This window comes from Vibrio sp. 1288 (assembly GCF_033344475.1).
In genome coordinates, this window is sequence record NZ_JAWPOX010000024.1 from 17,606 (window position 1) to 35,884 (window position 18,279).

Here is an 18,279-nt window from a genome sequence, read left to right on the forward strand (position 1 = left end):
TAGGACGCGCGTTTAGTATTCGGGGTGTGTTAATGTAGCCAAGTTTACCATCAAAGAAAGGTTTCCCTATTATGCAAAGTGACTCGCTGCATCAAACACTTCAATCTGTATTTGGTTTTGACTCATTACGCCAAGGTCAGCAACCCGTTATTGAAGCCGTTATGAATGGTTACTCTGCTGCGGCAATCTTTCCTACAGGCTCGGGGAAGTCACTCTGTTATCAACTACCTGCAACCATATTACCCAACCTTACGTTGGTGATCTCTCCGTTGTTGGCGTTAATGAAGGATCAACTGAGCTTTTTACAAAGTAAAGGAATCGCGGCCGCTTCTATCGATAGCAGTCAAAGTAGAGAAGAAGCACAACAGGTCATGGCTGGCGTGAAGAATGGACAAATCAAAATCTTGATGATTTCTGTTGAGCGACTAAAAAATGAGCGTTTTCGTGAATTCATTCGCCAAGTACCGATTTCTTTGATGGTCATTGATGAAGCGCACTGTATTTCCGAATGGGGGCATAACTTTCGTCCAGATTATCTCAAACTACCGCAATATCAACGTGAACTGAACATCCCACAGTCTTTACTTCTCACCGCAACGGCAACGCCTGCAGTTATTGAAGACATGCAAAAAAAGTTCGATATTGCCAGTGAACATATTACCGTTACAGGCTTCTACCGCTCTAATCTGGATATCTCGGTGATCCCGTGTGAGGAAACAAAGAAACAAGAACAGCTCAGTGAGATCATCGCCTCTTCACCTAAGCTTCCGACCATCGTATACGTGACGCAGCAGCAAACAGCAGAACGAGTAGCAAAGTCATTAATCCATATTGGCATTAACGCTCACGCATACCACGCTGGCATGAAAAGCGACGTTCGTGAACAAATCCAACAGCAGTTCATGGATGGCCAAATTGACTGTATTGTTGCAACGATTGCATTTGGTATGGGGGTCGATAAATCTGATATTCGACGCGTCATTCACTTCGACTTACCCAAATCAATCGAGAACTACGCACAAGAGATTGGACGTGCAGGCAGGGACGGGCAACGCTCTGAGTGCATTCTGCTAGGCAATACGTCCGGCTTAACGGTGTTGGAGAATTTTGTCTATGGTGACACACCAGAATTTACGTCAATTAACTATGTAGTCGAGCAAGCGAAAGAACATGCTCCACAATGGGAGGTAGTGCCACTGCGTTTGTCGCGTGAAAGTAATATCCGCCAATTGCCACTCAAAACCTTGTTGGTTTATTTGGAGCTACATAACGTCATTGAAGCAAAGTACAGTTACTTTGCGGAATATCGGTTTAAGTTTTTGCACGATCAGCAATTTATTGTGAATCAATTTCAAGGCGAGCGACGTCAATTTGTGGAGGCTATTTTTTCCTGCTCACAAAAAGCCAAAGTGTGGTGCCAAGTTGATCTAGAAGCGCTATGGATGAACTATCAATCGGAACGCAGCCGAGTTGTCGCAGCGCTCGACTATTTTCACCAGAACGGCTGGATAGAACTAGAGAGCAAACAACTGACGGACGTGTACTCAGTTATGCCAACCAAACAGAGCTCGGATGTTTTAATCCAACAACTGTCTGAACTGTTCCAATCCAAAGAAAGCAAAGATATCGAAAGAATCCACACCATGCTGCACTTGTTCCAGTCCGAGCACTGTTTGAGCTCACAATTGGCGAACTACTTTGCGGATCACGATGCACCAAAGCAATGTGGTCACTGCTCCGTGTGTCGTGGTCACGTCGCCACATTCACAGCACCAGAACCTGAAGATATTGAACAATCTCAAGTATCGATATGGGCGCAGGAGTTTATTCAGCTTTCCCCATCGGCCATCAGTAATGATGCCGTTGCTCGCTTCTTGTGCGGAATCAGCACTCCTTTGATTAGCCAGCTAAAAGCCTCAAAGCTAGCAGGTTATGGTGCAATGGCAAACGTAAGTTTTGAGCAGGTATTAACGCAGGTAGAAACGGTAAGGGCCTAAAAAAAGCTCAATTGACGCGCTTGGTCTTCGGGCTTGAGCATCACGTTCAAGCCTAAAAGGCGAATTTCCCGTCCATTTTGGCGTTTAAGAATATCTCTTAGCAAGATCTTGAAGTCCTCAAGCTCTAATTGCGGATGGATGTGCTCAATTGTTGTCAGTTGAAAATCGGCAAATTTGACTTTAATACCTTGTTTAATAATCGACTTATCTGGGCTTGCACGCTCTAAACGTTTCTCGAGTTCAGGATAAAGTTTCTCCTCAATCACTTGCCAACATTCACCATAGGTTGCGATGTTCTGGCTGAATGTCCTTTCCACACCGACGGACTTTCTCTCGCGCTCAACAACGACTTCTCGATTATCAATTCCATGGCTTCGCTGCCATAAGGAGGCACCCTGACGACCAAACTGCCTCAACAACTCTCGATAGTCACTGTTTTTAATGTCCTCACATCGATAAAAACCGGCTTGGTGGAGCTTCTCAAGACTCACTTTTCCCACGCCAGGAATATTCTCTAACGGAAGACTATCGATAACCTCTTGGACTTTCTCTGGCGGAATCACAAACTGACCATTGGGCTTGTTCATGTCTGACGCGACCTTGGCAAGAAACTTAATCGGAGCAATGCCCGCCGATGCCGTCAACCCAAGTTCACTCCAGATATCACGGCGAATTGACTCTGCGATCAACGTTGCGGAGCCACGGCAAGCTGTCGAGTCCGTGACATCGAGGTATGCTTCATCCAATGAGAGAGGTTCAATGATAGGCGTATAACGCTCAAAAATAGCACGAATCTGCTGAGAGACTTGCTTGTATACATGCATTCTACCGGGCACAACCAACAAATGAGGACAGAGTTGCAGCGCGCGCGCCGTTGACATTGCACTGCGAACACCATATTTACGCGCATCATAATTACAGGTGCTAATCACTCCACGCTGCTTTTCATGTCCGCCAACAGCGAGTGCAATGCCACGGTAACTGGGGTTATCTCTCATCTCTACGGCAGCATAAAAACAATCCATATCGACATGAATAATTTTTCTAATTCGATCTGACATAGCCATCAAAGCACTGTTCAAAAAAACAGTATAAATCAAATCTACCTGAAGAGAAATGGGCGTGTTTAAGCGAACGTCAATCTCGAAGCATTACGTCCAATTGATCGACCAATTCGGCCCAATCTGCATCTTCTTCGATGGCTTGTTTTAGAAAGTTCGCCTGTGACATCGTCCAAAAGCTAGCTTCATGTAAAGGCGCAGAATCTCTTTTGTGTCGATGTTGATTAATAAAATCTTTCATTTCTTGAGGAGAGCTACCGAGGCCCAGTTGTTGAAATAGCTCAGCCATACCATGTTGATGCATTTCCATACTACTTTCTCCCTACGTTAGCTAAACATAATTATATAACTAAGACAGGAATAATGATGTGATGTTAACGGATGCGTGTCAAACATTTGGGTAGTTGTTCTACTTTTGGTTGACATGTGTTTTTTGATGGCGATAAGTTTAATTTTAGTTATCATTGATTTTAAACAATTAATTTTGGGGACTGCGCTTGAGTAATAAGATTCTGGTTGTTGAAGATAGTCGTGCGTTTAAAAACTTTCTTTGCCAAACAATAAGCCAAGCTGGTTATGAGGTCATCGCAGCAGAAAGCTACGCGGAGGCAAAGAACTTGTTATCTTCAGCACAGGACCTCTTCTGTGCGGTTTTAGACTATTGTTTACCGGATGCTCAAGATGGCGAGATTATTGACCTCGTTTTGGAACATGGTCATCGTGTCATTGTTTTAACGGCTCGATTTCAAGAAGACACTCGCGAAAAGATGCTTGCAAAAGGTGTCCTCGACTATATTTTGAAAGACAGCATGGCGTCCGTTTCCTATCTATTACCACTCCTCAAGCGACTAACCAACAATCAACAACACAAATGTTTAGTCGTTGATGATTCACACACCGTAAGAAGACACATTGCCCAACTTTTGGAGCATCAATATATTCAGACGTTGGAAGCTGACAATGGGCAAAAAGCCCTAGAGCTTGTCGAGCAAAATCCAGATATCACTCTCGTTTTAACCGACCATGATATGCCCGTTAAAGATGGCATTACTATGGTGCGTGAATTACGTCGGAAGTGGGATAAAAATCAATTAGCCATTCTCGGCTTGTCGGGTAGTAACTCTAAGACTATGACGGCTAGGTTTCTAAAAGCAGGGGCCAATGACTTTTTATACAAGCCATTTAATCAAGAAGAATTTTTTTGCCGTATTCACCAACTGTTAGATATCAAAGACGCAACATCTGAACTGTTTAAAATGGCAAATCAAGATGCGCTAACGGGCTTATGGAACCGCCGCTTTCTGTTTGAGCAACCCCATGTAGAAAACGCTCAAAGAAACATCGCGATGCTTGATATCGATTTCTTTAAGCAAGTAAATGATACACACGGACATGAGGGCGGCGATGCAGTGTTAGTCATGATAGCGAATATTCTAAAAATCTATTTTCCAAATGATATTGTCGCTAGGCTTGGTGGCGAGGAGTTTTGTATTCAAGCCAGTGGCGACTATGACGGCTTTCTAACACGCTTAGAACAAATGAGACAGCGCATAGAAAAAACGCCAATAACTTATTTGGACAAAAACATTCTTGTGACCGCGAGTATTGGTGTAAGCAACATCGAGGGGGAGCTGGAACAACAAATAAAAGTGGCGGATGAGCGACTTTACATGGCCAAAGAGAACGGACGTAACCAAATCATTTCTTCGTCCTAATGACTATCAGTGTGGTCTTGCTCTGTAACATGAGAGAAAGAAACAACAAAACACGGTATTGGGCTCTTTCTCGGACATCTGAGCTTTGGTTAGCTGCCTAAAAATAAAGCTCAGCAGAACGCTGAGCTTTATCACTTTCTTAGTACGATTAACCAATACTAAGCAATTCTATCTTTTTCCCACGCCGCCAATTTCTCAGCACGCGCAGCCTCGCGCGCTTCACGTTTTTTACGCGCATCGCAGGGTTCTGGACAATTACACACTTTTTCGATGCCAACTGCCCCTAAGCCACCACAGCTACCTTTCACGACTTTCTTTTGGAAAATGTATCCGACAGCCATTGCAGTGATTACCGCGACAAACACAGCAAAGGTAATTAGAAATGTATTCATAAAAACATGCTCACTTCTGTTGTTATTTCTTCATGAATGGCTTGTATGCTTCCGAAGCCAACTCTTTAAAACCATCTTCCGTTTTCACAATCATGAAAACAGGAATATTATTTTCGTTCGCAATTGCCATGCCTTTGTCTTCACCTAGCACCATAAGACCAGTTGCAAGACCATCAGCAGTCATCGACGATTTATCTAATACCGTTACAGACACCACTTTATGATGAATTGGTTTGCCTGTTCGTGGATTAATAATATGAGAGTATCTCACACCATTACTCTCAAAGTAATTACGATAGTCACCACTTGTTGCAATTGCCATGTCGCCTGGTTCAATAATTTCTTGAATTGAACGTTCATCAACGGTCGGTTTTTCAATTGCGATACGCCAAGGCACACCTTCACGATTGACACCTTTGAGACGCATTTCACCGCCAACTTCGACCATAAAGTTCTGTACCCCTTCAGATTGAAGGTAGTCAGCAACCACGTCAACCCCCCAACCTTTCGCAATCGTCGATAGGTCGACGTACAAGTTAGGAAGGTCTTTGGACAGTGTATTACCATCAACAGATAGGTGGTGAATACCGGTATTTGCTTTGCGAGCAGCGAGTTCTTCATCGGTTGGAACTACATCTGGACGAGCTTCTGGACCAAACCCCCACAGGTTAACTAGAGGGCCGACCGTCACATCCAATGCACCTAAAGTAAGACCGTTAAGGCGAATTGCTTCTTTCACTACCGTTGCAGTTTGTGTCGAAACTGTAAATGGCTCGCTCGTTTGATGCTGATTAAAACGACTTAACTCTGAGTCGTCACGATAGGTCGACATTTGGTCATTAACCTCTTCCAATAAGCGATCAATTTCTGTCTGCATCGCTTTTGGCGTTGGAATACCATCTTGCTCGATATACTTGATGTTGTAAGAAGTCCCCATGGTAGGGCCACTTAAATGAATTTGATCGGCAGGCTGCTCACAGCCAGCCAAAATCAATAGAGAAGCAAATGCAACAAGCCACTTTTTCACTTGTTAACTCCCAATGTTGTTGAATTGATATGGGAAATAGGATCAATCCTTTCAATCCGATTACCTATATCAACTGTTGAGTATCAGTTTTATGTCTATAAAAAATAATGGCTAGCTCTCTTGGAGAGCTAGCCATAGATTCAATCACTTGGAGGAATTAACCACCGAAGTCATCTAGTAGGATGTTTTCATCCTCTACACCTAGATCTTTTAGCATGCCGATTACAGCAGCGTTCATCATAGGTGGACCACACATGTAGTATTCACAGTCTTCTGGCGCTTCGTGATCACGTAGGTAGTTCTCGTAAAGAACGTTGTGAATAAAGCCAGTGTAACCATCCCAGTTATCTTCTGGAAGTGGATCAGACAGTGCACAGTGCCATACGAAGTTGTCATTCTCAGCTTGTAGCATATCGAAGTCTTCTACGTAGAACATTTCACGCTTAGAACGTGCGCCGTACCAGAAAGACATCTTACGCTTAGAGTGCAGACGCTTAAGTTGGTCGAAGATGTGTGAGCGCATTGGAGCCATACCAGCACCACCACCAACGAATACCATTTCTGCATCTGTATCTTTCGCAAAGAACTCACCAAATGGACCAGAAATAGTACACTTGTCGCCTTCTTTTAGAGACCAGATGTACGAAGACATGATGCCTGGTGGTACGTCTGGGTTGTTCGGCGGCGGAGTTGCGATACGAACGTTAAGCATGATGATACCGTGCTCTTCTGGGTAGTTAGCCATAGAGTATGCACGAATGGTCTCTTCATTAACTTTAGACTCGTAGCGGAAAAGGTTGAACTTCTCCCAGTCTTCACGGTATTCCTCAGGAATATCGTAGTCTGCGTATTTCACGTGGTGAGCAGGAGCTTCAATCTGGATGTAACCACCAGCACGGAAAGGTACTGATTCGCCATCTGGAATTTGTAGCTTAAGCTCTTTGATGAATGTCGCTTTGTTATCGTTAGAGATAACAGTACATTCCCACTTCTTAACGCCGAAGATTTCTTCAGGAAGCTCGATATCCATGTCAGTTTTCATTGCAACCTGACACGCTAGACGCTCACCTTCACGCGCTTCACCTTTAGTAATATGGTCAAGCTCGGTTGGTAGGATGTCGCCACCACCTGATTTAACTTTTACGCGACACTGACCACATGAGCCACCGCCACCACAAGCAGAAGATACGAATACGCCAGCACCTGCTAGAGCACTCAGTAGCTTACCACCTGGTTGTGTAACGATCGCCAGAGAAGGGTCATCGTTCACAGAAATTGTAATGTCACCTGTTGGTACAAGCTTAGACTTAGCGAAAAGAATCACTAGTACTAGTGCAAGTACGATCAGAGTAAACATCACTACACCAAGAATAATGTCCATTGACTATTCCTTAATTGTTGCGGTTTACCCGACTTACAGTTGAACACCAGAGAAAGACATAAAGCCTAACGCCATAAGACCTACAGTGATAAATGTGATACCAAGACCACGTAGACCTGGAGGTACGTCAGAGTACTTCATCTTCTCACGGATACCTGCAAGAGCAACGATTGCTAGCATCCAGCCCACACCAGAGCCGAAACCGTAAACGATCGATTCAGCAAAGTTGTAGTCACGTTGTACCATGAAAGATACACCACCGAAGATTGCACAGTTTACTGTGATCAGCGGTAGGAAGATGCCTAGCGCGTTGTACAAAGGTGGGAAGAAACGGTCTAGGACCATCTCTAGAATCTGTACAAGTGCTGCAATTACACCGATAAAGGTGATGAAGTTTAGGAAGCTAAGGTCCACGCCCTCAACTAACGCGTTCTCTCTCAGAACTAGGTTGTATACCAGGTTATTCACAGGAACAGCGATAGTCAGTACTACCACAACTGCAACACCTAGGCCGAAAGAGGTCTTAACCTTCTTAGATACGGCAAGGAAAGTACACATACCTAGGAAGAAAGACAGAGCCATGTTTTCGATGAAAATCGATTTAACTAACAGACTAATGTAATGTTCCATGACGTCCTTACTCCTTCGCTTCTACTTGTTCTGGTTTCAGAATACGGATTACCCAGATAAGGAAGCCGATTAGGAAGAATGCTGATGGTGCTAGTAGCATTAGGCCGTTAGGCTGGTACCAACCACCGTTGCTCACTAGAGGTAGAACTTCTAGACCAAATAGTTTGCCTGAGCCAAATAGCTCACGGAAGAAACCTACAGTGATAAGAACGAAGCCGTAACCTAGACCATTACCAATACCGTCAATAAGAGATGGTACTGGCGCAGACTTCATTGCGAATGCTTCAGCACGACCCATTACGATACAGTTAGTGATAATCAGACCAACGAATACAGATAGCTGTTTAGAGATATCGTATAGGTAAGCTTTTAGCACTTGGTCTACCACGATTACTAACGATGCGATGATTGCCATCTGAACGATGATACGCACACTGTTAGGAATGTGGTTACGGATCAATGAAACAGAGAAGTTAGACAACGCAGTTACAAATGTTACCGCTAGTGTCATTACAAAAGCTGTTTCTAGTTTAGTTGTTACTGCAAGAGCAGAACATACACCAAGAACTTGTAGCGCGATTGGGTTGTTATCCAATACTGGCGCTAGAATGCTCTTTTTAACGTTTTGTGCACTAGACATTAGTTAAGTTCTCCGTCACGAACTTTTGCTAGGAAAGGACCAAAGCCCATATCACCTAACCAGAAGTCAAATGTGTGTTGAACACCATTACTAGTGAGCGTCGCTCCTGATAAGCCATCAACACCGTGCTCAGAACCTTGCGGTGCGCCGCCTTTCACGACCTTAATCGCTGGCTGGTGATCTTCATTGTACAATTTCTTGCCAATGAATTGATCGCGCCATGAAGGGTTCTCTACTTCACCACCAAGTCCAGGAGTTTCACCTTGCTCGTAGTAAGTAATAGCAGACACAGTGTTACCATCAGTTTCAACGGCTACAAAGGCATACATCATCGACCATAGTCCTTTACCGTGCATAGGCAGGATAACTTTTTGGACTTCATCTTGATCTTTTACAAGGTACACCACTGCTGTATTCGCGCGACGACGGATATCAGCTACGTCTTCTTCTGGTGTCAATGCGATTGAACGTTCTGCATCTTTTGATGCTTCACGTTGATCGTACGTAGATGCATTACCCTCAGTAAAGTTACCTGTTTCAAGGTCTACTAGACGAGGTTCGATGTACTCAGCAAATAGCTCTGGTACTTTCTTACCGTTTGCGTCAATGCCTGCAACTTCAACGATCTTTGATTGCTTATCTAGGACAGCGTTAGCTTTTTGCTTATCACGCAGACCTACTGCTGCTGTTGATACGATGATTGAACAAACAAGGCTCAACCCGATAACAACACCCAGCGTCTTTTTAATGCTGTCGTTATTACTTGCCATAGCGTGCTAGTCTCCGCTTGATGTTCTTCTCAATCACTACATGGTCGAACAGAGGTGCGAATAGGTTCGCGAATAGAATCGCCAGCATCATACCTTCTGGGTACGCTGGGTTAACTACACGGATCATCACACACATTGCACCAATCAGGATGCCGTACCACCATTTACCTTTGCTAGTAAATGACGCTGATACTGGGTCCGTTGCCATGAAGAACATACCGAATGCAAAACCACCTAGAACTAGGTGCCAGTGCCATGGCATATTAAACATTGGATTAGTGTCAGAACCGATCACGTTAAACAGAGTCGATACTGCGATCATACCGATCATTACACCCGCAATGATGCGCCATGAAGCGATTCGCATGTAAACGATCATCGCTGCACCGATCATTAGAGCTAGAGTCGATACTTCACCAATTGAACCAGGGATGTTACCGATGAACGCATCCATCCAAGTGATAGGAGCGCCAGTTACTGTGTTAACTAGAGCACCGTTACCACCTTGAGCCCATTGGCTAAGAGCAGTTGCACCAGAGAAGCCGTCAGCTGCAGTCCATACTACGTCACCCGAAATTTGCGCTGGGTAAGCGAAGAATAGAAATGCACGACCTGCAAGTGCAGGGTTAAGGAAGTTACGACCTGTACCACCGAAGATCTCTTTTGCTACAACAACACCAAATGTGATACCTAGCGCCGCTTGCCATAGAGGTAGCGTTGGTGGAACGATAAGTGCGAATAAGATAGAAGTTACAAAGAAACCTTCGTTAACTTCGTGCTTACGCACCATACAGAACAACACTTCCCAGAAACCACCAACAATAAATACTGTTGCGTAGATTGGCAGGAAGTAAGTCGCACCTAGTAGCATCTTACTGCCAACACCCGCTTCCGCACCAATAGTGCCGCCAAGCATTTCTGTTAGCCAGTAGTGCCAGTTACCTGCGATAACTGTCGCTAGTTGGTCACCAGCGTACATGTGGTTAAGTGCTGCAATAGCTTGGCCACCTGCGTTGTACATACCCCAGAACATTGCTGGGAATACCGCAAACCAAACCATGATCATGATACGTTTTAGGTCAACGCTATCACGAACGTGCGAGCTTTTATTTGTTACGATACCTGGCGTGTAAAAAACTGTTGCTACAGCTTCGTACAGGGCAAACCATTTTTCGTGTTTGCCACCAGGCTCAAAATGATGCTCGATGTCTTCAAGAAACTTTTTAAGAGCCATGAAAATTACCCTTCCTTCTCGATAGTATCTAGGCATTCACGGAGTAACGTACCGTACTCGTACTTACCTGGACATACAAAGGTACACAATGCTAGATCTTCTTCATCCAGTTCAAGCGCACCCAGTGCTTGAGCACTGTCTGTGTCGCCGGCACATAGATCACGAAGCAGCAAAGTAGGCTCCATATCTAGAGGCATTACGCGTTCGTAGTTGCCAATTGGAACCATTGAACGATCACTACCATTGGTCGTCGTTGTCATATTGAACAACTGACCTTTGAATACGTGACCAAGGAAAGAGCGAGTTACCGAGAACTTATTCTTACCAGGCATTGCCCAGCCAAATAGTTCTTTTTCACGGCCTTCACGTAATACAGAAACCTGTTGATGGTAACGGCCAAGGTATGCGTGTGGACCAGTTGCATGTGTACCTGTTAGTACTGAACCAGAGATCACACGAACTTCGCCAGGCATCAGCTCGTTATCTGTTAGGTCATCTAAGCTTGCACCCATTACGGTACGAACTAGACGAGGGTTATTCACAACTGGGCCAGCTAGAGACACAACACGATCTGTGCATAGCTCACCAGTTAGGAACAGCTTACCGAACGCGATAACGTCTTGGTAGTTGATGCTCCATGCCACATTCTCTGCATTTACTGGGTATAGGAAATGCATGTGGGTGCCAGCAAGACCTGCTGGGTGAGGGCCATCGAAGACGTGTTCTTCTACGTTAGACTGTGAAGAGCGTGGCAAGCTAGTGCCAGATTTACATACGTAAACCTTGCCTTCTGTCAGGGCTGAAAGAATGTCTAGACCAGCAATGAATGCTTCTTGTTGCTCATTAATGATCAACTCAGGCTTAGCTGCTAGTGGATTAGTATCCATTGCAGTTACGAAAATAGCCTTAGTAGAAGACTCGATTGCAGGAACCTTGCTAAACGGACGAGTACGTAAAGCGGTCCATAAGCCAGAGTCAACCAACTGAGTCTTGATCACTTCACGATCTAGACCTGAAAGTTGAGCGGCTTCGAACTTATCAAATGTCACCTGCTCTTCACCTGCCACTTCAATCACTACAGATTGAAGGACACGTTTAGCGCCACGGTTAACTTCGATCACTTTACCGGCTGCTGGTGCAGTAAATTTCACGCCTAGGTTCTTTTTATCTTCAAAAAGAACTTGCGCTTTTTTCACTTCATCACCAACGCGGACATGCATGGTAGGTCGCATGCCAACGTACTCTTCGCCAAGCAAGGCGACTTTTTTGATGGTCTTACCATCATTAATCACCTGGGATGGAGTTCCTGCGATAGGAAGATCCAAGCCCTTCTTTATTGTAATCATACGCACTTGCACTACTTTTATCGGGAAAAAGATTCTTTTGATTGCGTAACTTTTAGACACGACATCAGTGTCCGGTTTTGATGTTGTTTTAAACATCAAAATCGCAACATCCTATTAAAAATCTCGTCACAAGGAATACGCGAGATTTATCAGGTGCCGTAGTCTAGCATTTTTTAGGAACTTGATGCCATGATCAATCATTAGAATAGAGGGGTTATTTCGGTAGAATCAGGTCTAAAAGGTCAAAGAATAGTCATAACTTTGACCCATCGCACAAATGCCATATTCCATACATATCTTATGGAAAAGTGATATTCATCGCCTGAAATATTCTGCAATTTCCATTCATTTGTTGAAACACTGTTAACACATTTTTTAACCAGAATTTGTGCCACGTTAACGTCCCTAAAGAATGTAAAACGAAAAAAGATGGCCTTAAGCCACCTTTTCTCTGCACCTTTATATCTTGCGTTTTTAGTGACCACCACCCATACACATCGGGCTATCAGGGGCGCCATCTTGTTCACGCTTCCACTCTTCATCAGTGTATGTATGAATAGCTAATGCATGAATGTGGTTGTCCAGTTCATCTGCCAAAATTTGATGAACTTGACGATGGCGCCCAATCAAACGCTGTCCCGCGAACGAATCACTCACAACAATCACTTTGAAATGACTCTCTGAGCCTGGTGGCACATTATGCATGTAGCTCTCATTAATGACTTTGAGATAGCTGGGTTGCAGCTCACTGTGTAGTTTCTTCTCTATGATTTCTTGGATCATATTCGTTCCTCATTGATGCGAATTCCATAAGTATATACCTAAGTAAAGCAGACATGCATCACTCAAACATCACTCTCACTATTGACGCACTTTGTAGACATATTGTCTCAAAGCGCTTGACTCCATGAACATGTCTAAAGAGCAGCCATCACTGAACTCGTAAAATTTGACAGCTTTTTGTATCTCGACACGTCATCATTTGCGACAATAACACTTAATTTCTAAATCAACTTACATTTAGCTATGAAAACCGAACTGAACCTTCACGAGCGAAGCTTAACACTTCATCGTTTCCCAAAACGTAGTAACGAAACGCTACAAGCGTGGGATGCCGGTGATGAGTATCTTATTAATCATGTTGAAGAGCTTGCTTTGCCAGACAATCAAAACATCCTCGTGATTAATGACAGCTTTGGTGCCCTCTCCTGCTGGTTTTCGGAAAAGCACCATGTAACGCTAATGAGTGATTCATTCATCTCACATAAAGGTGCACAGCAAAATCTCGAGCAAAACCAGTGCAATAAAGTAGCGTTTGCCACCACGATGGACCTCATTCCTGCCAATATTGATCTCGTCTTGCTGCAACTGCCCAAAAGTAACCGCCATCTAGTGTGGATACTAAGCCAATTAAGAAAGGCACTACCGGCTTCCTGCCCCGTCATTGCAGTCAATAAAGCGAAAGAAATTCATACTTCGACGCTAAAACTGTTTGAAAAATACTTAGGCGAAACAAAAACATCTTTGGCCTGGAAAAAACACAGATTGGTGTTTTCTCAAGCAACAGTTGAGCCTCCGATTGAAGTAATGCCTTTCACGACTTGGCGCGTTGATGGCGAAGATATCGAACTCAAGAACATGCCAAATGTCTATTCAGGAGAAAGTTTAGATTTAGGTGCACGCTTTATGCTGCAGCACCTGCCTCAAGACCCTTCGATAGACAATGTCATCGACCTCGGCTGCGGCAATGGTATTCTGTCTGTTAAATTTGGTCAGTTGAATCCAAATGCTCGGCTAACATGTGTTGATGAAAGCTTTATGGCGCTTGAGTCGGCAAAACAGAACCTACGCGACAACCTTGGTGAAAATAGAGACATACAGTGCATAGCGAACAATTGCTTGGACGGTTTTAAACACAGCAGCAGCTCTATGGTTATGTGTAATCCACCGTTTCATCAACAACAGGCAATCACCGATCATATTGCTTGGCAAATGTTCTGCGATGCTAAACAAGTATTAAGTGAAAATGGCCGTTTACTGGTTATCGGAAATCGTCACCTCGGGTACGACGCAAAACTCAAACGTCTGTTTGGCGATAAAAATGTGAAACTTATCGCTTCCAACAATAAGTTTGTGATTTTACAGGCTACAAAAAATCCTGCTAAATTAAGCGCAAAATAAGCTTTAGCAAAATAGTTAAAAGGAATAATAAAATGAGAAAATTGGTACTTGCGGCTTCGGTTGCGTTGCTTGCTGCGTGTTCAGCCCCTCAACAACCTCAGCTGAACCTGATGCCAGAAAGCACATTGAGCACCAATCCAATTGTTCAAGGCAAGACTTACAGTTTGACCAGCAAAGATGTACGTGCAGCGCAGTACGTGGCGTTGGTGGATAACGGCCGTTCGAACATTCTTCCTCTTCATGCTAAACAGAATTTACGTATTGCGTTAGAAGAAGCATTAGAGAAGCAATTCTCATCTCAAGGTTTCCATGCGGATCTAAACAGCAACAACGCGATTGAATTGAGCGTTCAAGAAGCGTTGGTCAACGTGAAGCATTCGGTGATGGAAAATGAGATGGATGCTAAAGTTGTGCTGGAAATCACAGCAGAGACACCTGAGGGCAAGCTAGTCAAAACTTATACAGGTACAGCAAAGCGATCTGGCACATTGAGTGCTTCTGATGCCGATATTGAAGAGACATTGAATGATGTGGTGACATTGACGCTTAAAGAGATTGCCAATGACCCTGAGCTTCGTCAATACATGCAGGAGCGTTTCTAATGTTACGCAAAGCGATTCTGTCCTTAGCACTACTCAGCTGCAGCGTTTGGGCTGGACCAAAAGTAGCGTTTGAAACGACACTTGGTTCATTTACGGTTGAGTTAAACGAAGAGAAAGCACCTATCACTGTCGCTAATTTTCTAAAATATGTAGAAGATGGGAGCTACGAGGGTACTATTTTTCATCGTATTATCCCAGGCTTCATGGCACAAGGTGGCGGCTTTAACCAAGATATGCAGATGGTGAAAACATACGCGCCAATCAAAAACGAAGGAAATAATGGTCTAAACAATGACCGTGCTACCATCGCCATGGCACGAACCAATGCACCAAACTCTGCAACTCGTCAGTTTTTCGTCAACTTAGTCGACAATGACTTTCTCAACTATGGCGCTCGACCACCAGGTTATGCTGTATTTGGTGAGGTTACTGAGGGGTTCGACGTTATCCAGAAAATGGCTCAGCAGCCGACCACGACGGTAGGCCGAATGCGTGATGTACCAGAGACGCAAATCGTCATCACCAAAGCTACACTACTTAAATAGCCAAAACGATAAGCCCTTTGAATAATCGAAGGGCTTTCTCTTTCAACGGCTTCATTTTATTGGATTGATTTATGTCTTCATTACCTTCCATCACTTGGTTGGAAACGGTAAAAAGTTACCTCGATAAACGACTCATGTGGGTTTTCATGCTGGGCTGCTCTAGCGGCTTTCCGTGGGTTCTTATCGGTTCAAACATGTCAGGTTGGCTAAAAGATGCCGGCTTGACCCTCTCCGCAATTGGCTATTTTGGTAGCGTTTTTGCGGTCTATGCGATCAACTTTCTGTGGGCACCTCTGGTTGACCGCGTGAAGCTGCCAGTCCTCTTTAGACTGCTGGGGCAAAGACGTAGCTGGATTTTCTTTTGTCAAAGTATCGTACTCGTCGCTACCCTATTTATTGCCGGTGTTAATCCAGCGGAAAACTTGGTGTTTGCGTCACTACTCGCCTTGTGTATTGCAACGGCTTCAGCAACACAAGACATCGCAATTGATGCTTTTCGTATTGATACTTTCCCAAAGTCAGAAGAGTCTAAACTGCCTCAAGCTTCTGCAATGGCGGTCATTGGCTGGTGGACAGGTTATTCACTACCGGGTTATTTAGCGTTTGTTAATGCTGACAGTGTCGGTTGGAATGGTGTGTATTACGGGATGGCGGTGATAGTCGGCATTCTAATGGTCTTTACGATTTTAGTCGGTGAACCTAAGACTCAACGCGAACAACTTCAGTCTGCCGCTGAACAACGCCACAAAGAAGTGGTTGGTTCGAAAGTCGTAGCTTGGTTTACCGTGACTGTTGTGGAACCTTTCCTTGATTTCTTTAATCGCAATGGTGTCCGTGTCGCGATTACTCTGTTGCTGTTCGTTTTCCTATTTAAAATTGGCGAAGCGTTTTTGGGCAGGATGTCGATCGCGTTCTACAAAGATATTGGTTTTAGCAATGAACAAATTGGCTATTACTCCAAACTGATTGGTTGGGGAGCCACCATCTTCTTTACTTTTGTCGGAAGCATGTTCAACGTTAGGTTTGGTATTGTACGTGGATTAATGATCGGTGGTATTGCTATGTCTGCCAGTAACTTGATGTTTGCTTGGATTGCTTCGGTAGGCCCAAACGAGCACTTGTACTTAGCCACGATTATTGTCGATAACTTTACGACTGCTTTCTCAACTGTCGCTTTTGTTTCATTTTTGACGATTCTAACCGGACAAGCATTTTCGGCAACTCAGTATGCGTTGCTTGCTTCTCTAGGAAACTTCGGACGGACGACTCTTGCTTCTTTCAGTGGCGAGCTAGTGGATTATCTTAATGATTGGAGCACATTCTTCGTGCTTACCGCTGTCATGGTCGTGCCAAGCTTGATTATGTTGTACTCGCTACGACATTACTTTGATGCTCTATTGGAAAAAGCACGTCACAAGAATTAACGAAACATATAAAAAACCACCGAATTCGGTGGTTTTTGTTTTGCGAGATATAAGATAAGAGGTCTATGGGTATAACCCTTTACCAAACATATTAAATATACGTGCCACGCCTTGAGTAAAGATCATCGGCTCAGTCAATACGGTTAAACACAAGCAGTCTTCTCCGGCCTTAGTGTAAGGGCTGTGCTTCACTGATGCGTCTCTAATCATCAAATCGCCCTCTTCATATTGGCCATCCTCGTCACTAAATCCGCCATGCAGGATCAATGTGGACTCCAGGCCTTTGTGCGTATGTTGAGGAATTTGCACATCTTCCCCGATGTACATTAAGCTGACACGAGCGTCTTCCCCTAGGTCAATCTGAGCACTAAAAACCTTGCCTCCGTAACTTCTCCATGACCCTACGAGGTCAGAGAAACGCGCTAGAGTTTTAGGAAGAGCGAAACTTTTTCCTGCGACATTAACAGCAGCAGAGTCGCGGATCACGATATTATCAGTCGCTGGCTCCGCATTGATGATGTCATTAAACATGTCGTCAAATTCAGAAACATACTCAGAAGGTATGTCACTTACGATGTTCGCTTGACTTGCTTCGACTTGGTTCACATAAGCTCGGCACTTGGTGCATGTTTCTAAATGGGTTGCGACCACAAGACCAGAAACCGCATCAATGCTTCCCGAAGCGTATGCTTCTAACAAGCTGTTATCTGGGTGTTTGTTCATAGTTGCTCCGTATGCATTGAATGCCTTAGCTTTTCTACTGCAAGCCTCAGCCTGGATTTTACAGTACCGAGGGGTATATCAAATAATTCCGCGACCTGTTGATGAGGTAGCTCTTCAAGATATACCGCTTGTAAAACATCTCTCTGGTTTTTCGGTAATATATCTAAAAACTTAACCACCTGTTCTTTCAACATATCTTGTTCTGGTGAATAGTGATCAACAAGATCAGGTGGATAATACTCTGACGGCCAAATGTCATCAGAATGAATGTGTAATTCCTTACCTTTCTGTTTTCTCAGCAAATCAAAACAAAGGTTTCGGATTATGGTATATATCCAAGTCGATAACGCGCTCTTTTCACCATCATAGAGGTGCGCTTTCTGCCAAACTGTCGCCATGGTCTCTTGCACCATCTCCATAGCAACTTGCTCATTACCAACATGTTTGTAAGCGAATTGCTTCAGCTTGGGTGCGTAAAAACGGAATACAAAAGCGAACGCGTCTTTGTCTCGAGCCTTCACTTTATCCATGTAATCGTTCCAATCACTGCGCCCCAGTTTTTTCGGGCTATCACTCATCATAATCGGCCTTAATTTGTGGGAGGAGTCTCC

The 18,279-nt window shown here is 44.1% G+C and carries 19 protein-coding genes; 6 read left to right on the forward strand and 13 right to left on the reverse strand.

The features are described 5' to 3' along the window. Positions 1-71 precede the first annotated feature (71 nt). Entirely contained in the window at positions 72-1,997 is a 1,926-nt protein-coding gene (locus R8O11_RS17055; RefSeq protein ID WP_182038629.1) for an ATP-dependent DNA helicase RecQ, read from the forward strand. Here R8O11_RS17055 and dinB read toward each other — a convergent pair. Both dinB and R8O11_RS17065 read right to left on the reverse strand, forming a co-directional pair. Continuing rightward, entirely contained in the window at positions 1,994-3,058 is a 1,065-nt protein-coding gene (dinB, locus tag R8O11_RS17060) for a DNA polymerase IV (protein WP_025998728.1), read from the reverse strand. The genes R8O11_RS17055 and dinB overlap by 4 nt on opposite strands. A gap of 76 nt (positions 3,059-3,134) precedes the next feature. Further along, positions 3,135-3,368 carry a DUF2789 domain-containing protein gene (locus R8O11_RS17065; protein WP_005380277.1) on the reverse strand — a complete coding sequence of 78 codons (234 nt, stop codon included), beginning with the start codon at positions 3,366-3,368 and terminating at the stop codon, positions 3,135-3,137. A gap of 187 nt (positions 3,369-3,555) precedes the next feature. On the opposite strand from R8O11_RS17065, the gene R8O11_RS17070 reads away from it, so the two are divergent. After that, positions 3,556-4,773, forward strand: coding sequence for a response regulator (locus tag R8O11_RS17070; RefSeq protein WP_005380276.1), 1,218 nt, complete (start codon positions 3,556-3,558; stop codon positions 4,771-4,773). Positions 4,774-4,931: 158 nt separating this feature from the next. Here R8O11_RS17070 and nqrM read toward each other — a convergent pair whose 3' ends face one another. The 9 genes from nqrM to bolA all read right to left on the reverse strand — a co-directional run bounded on the left by nqrM (position 4,932) and on the right by bolA (position 12,976). Beyond that, positions 4,932-5,165: a (Na+)-NQR maturation NqrM gene (nqrM, locus tag R8O11_RS17075; protein ID WP_005380273.1), complete on the reverse strand. Its 234-nt coding sequence runs from the start codon at positions 5,163-5,165 to the stop codon at positions 4,932-4,934. Between the two features lie 22 nt (positions 5,166-5,187). After that, entirely contained in the window at positions 5,188-6,192 is a 1,005-nt protein-coding gene (locus tag R8O11_RS17080) for an FAD:protein FMN transferase (RefSeq protein ID WP_005380272.1), read from the reverse strand. Between the two features lie 157 nt (positions 6,193-6,349). After that, positions 6,350-7,573, reverse strand: coding sequence for an NADH:ubiquinone reductase (Na(+)-transporting) subunit F (gene nqrF, locus R8O11_RS17085; RefSeq protein WP_005380271.1), 1,224 nt, complete (start codon positions 7,571-7,573; stop codon positions 6,350-6,352). A 33-nt stretch (positions 7,574-7,606) separates the two neighbouring features. Continuing rightward, complete coding sequence (gene nqrE, locus R8O11_RS17090; RefSeq protein WP_005380270.1) at positions 7,607-8,203, reverse strand: NADH:ubiquinone reductase (Na(+)-transporting) subunit E; 597 nt, start codon at positions 8,201-8,203, stop codon at positions 7,607-7,609. A gap of 7 nt (positions 8,204-8,210) precedes the next feature. Continuing rightward, the gene (locus R8O11_RS17095; protein ID WP_005380269.1) at positions 8,211-8,843 is read right to left on the reverse strand and encodes an NADH:ubiquinone reductase (Na(+)-transporting) subunit D; all 633 of its coding nucleotides are present in this window, start codon (positions 8,841-8,843) and stop codon (positions 8,211-8,213) included. Further along, entirely contained in the window at positions 8,843-9,613 is a 771-nt protein-coding gene (locus tag R8O11_RS17100; RefSeq protein ID WP_005380267.1) for a Na(+)-translocating NADH-quinone reductase subunit C, read from the reverse strand. Before R8O11_RS17100 ends, R8O11_RS17095 begins: the two co-directional genes overlap by 1 nt. Continuing rightward, the gene (locus R8O11_RS17105) at positions 9,603-10,847 is read right to left on the reverse strand and encodes an NADH:ubiquinone reductase (Na(+)-transporting) subunit B (RefSeq protein ID WP_005380265.1); all 1,245 of its coding nucleotides are present in this window, start codon (positions 10,845-10,847) and stop codon (positions 9,603-9,605) included. Before R8O11_RS17105 ends, R8O11_RS17100 begins: the two co-directional genes overlap by 11 nt. A 5-nt stretch (positions 10,848-10,852) precedes the next feature. After that, positions 10,853-12,193: a Na(+)-translocating NADH-quinone reductase subunit A gene (locus tag R8O11_RS17110; protein ID WP_225491512.1), complete on the reverse strand. Its 1,341-nt coding sequence runs from the start codon at positions 12,191-12,193 to the stop codon at positions 10,853-10,855. A gap of 474 nt (positions 12,194-12,667) precedes the next feature. Continuing rightward, positions 12,668-12,976: a transcriptional regulator BolA gene (gene bolA / locus R8O11_RS17115; RefSeq protein WP_005380262.1), complete on the reverse strand. Its 309-nt coding sequence runs from the start codon at positions 12,974-12,976 to the stop codon at positions 12,668-12,670. A 243-nt stretch (positions 12,977-13,219) separates the two neighbouring features. Between bolA and R8O11_RS17120 the strand changes: the two genes are divergently transcribed. From R8O11_RS17120 to R8O11_RS17135, 4 genes are all read left to right on the forward strand, one after another. After that, the gene (locus tag R8O11_RS17120; protein ID WP_213906525.1) at positions 13,220-14,374 is read left to right on the forward strand and encodes a methyltransferase; all 1,155 of its coding nucleotides are present in this window, start codon (positions 13,220-13,222) and stop codon (positions 14,372-14,374) included. Positions 14,375-14,406: 32 nt separating this feature from the next. Continuing rightward, positions 14,407-14,976, forward strand: a complete 570-nt coding sequence (locus R8O11_RS17125; protein WP_005380259.1) for a YajG family lipoprotein — start codon at positions 14,407-14,409, stop codon at positions 14,974-14,976. Next, on the forward strand, positions 14,976-15,521 hold the full coding sequence (locus R8O11_RS17130; RefSeq protein ID WP_005380258.1) for a peptidylprolyl isomerase: 546 nt from the start codon (positions 14,976-14,978) through the stop codon (positions 15,519-15,521). The genes R8O11_RS17125 and R8O11_RS17130 overlap by 1 nt, the downstream gene beginning before the upstream one ends. A gap of 71 nt (positions 15,522-15,592) precedes the next feature. Beyond that, on the forward strand, positions 15,593-16,945 hold the full coding sequence (locus tag R8O11_RS17135) for an AmpG family muropeptide MFS transporter (RefSeq protein WP_225491513.1): 1,353 nt from the start codon (positions 15,593-15,595) through the stop codon (positions 16,943-16,945). 63 nt (positions 16,946-17,008) lie between these two features. On the opposite strand, the gene R8O11_RS17140 is transcribed toward R8O11_RS17135, so the two are convergent. Next, positions 17,009-17,668: a ChrR family anti-sigma-E factor gene (locus tag R8O11_RS17140; protein WP_005380256.1), complete on the reverse strand. Its 660-nt coding sequence runs from the start codon at positions 17,666-17,668 to the stop codon at positions 17,009-17,011. Next, positions 17,665-18,249 (reverse strand): RNA polymerase sigma factor, encoded by a 585-nt coding sequence (locus tag R8O11_RS17145; RefSeq protein ID WP_005380255.1) that lies wholly within the window; start codon positions 18,247-18,249, stop codon positions 17,665-17,667. Before R8O11_RS17145 ends, R8O11_RS17140 begins: the two co-directional genes overlap by 4 nt. Positions 18,250-18,279: the final 30 nt, after the last annotated feature.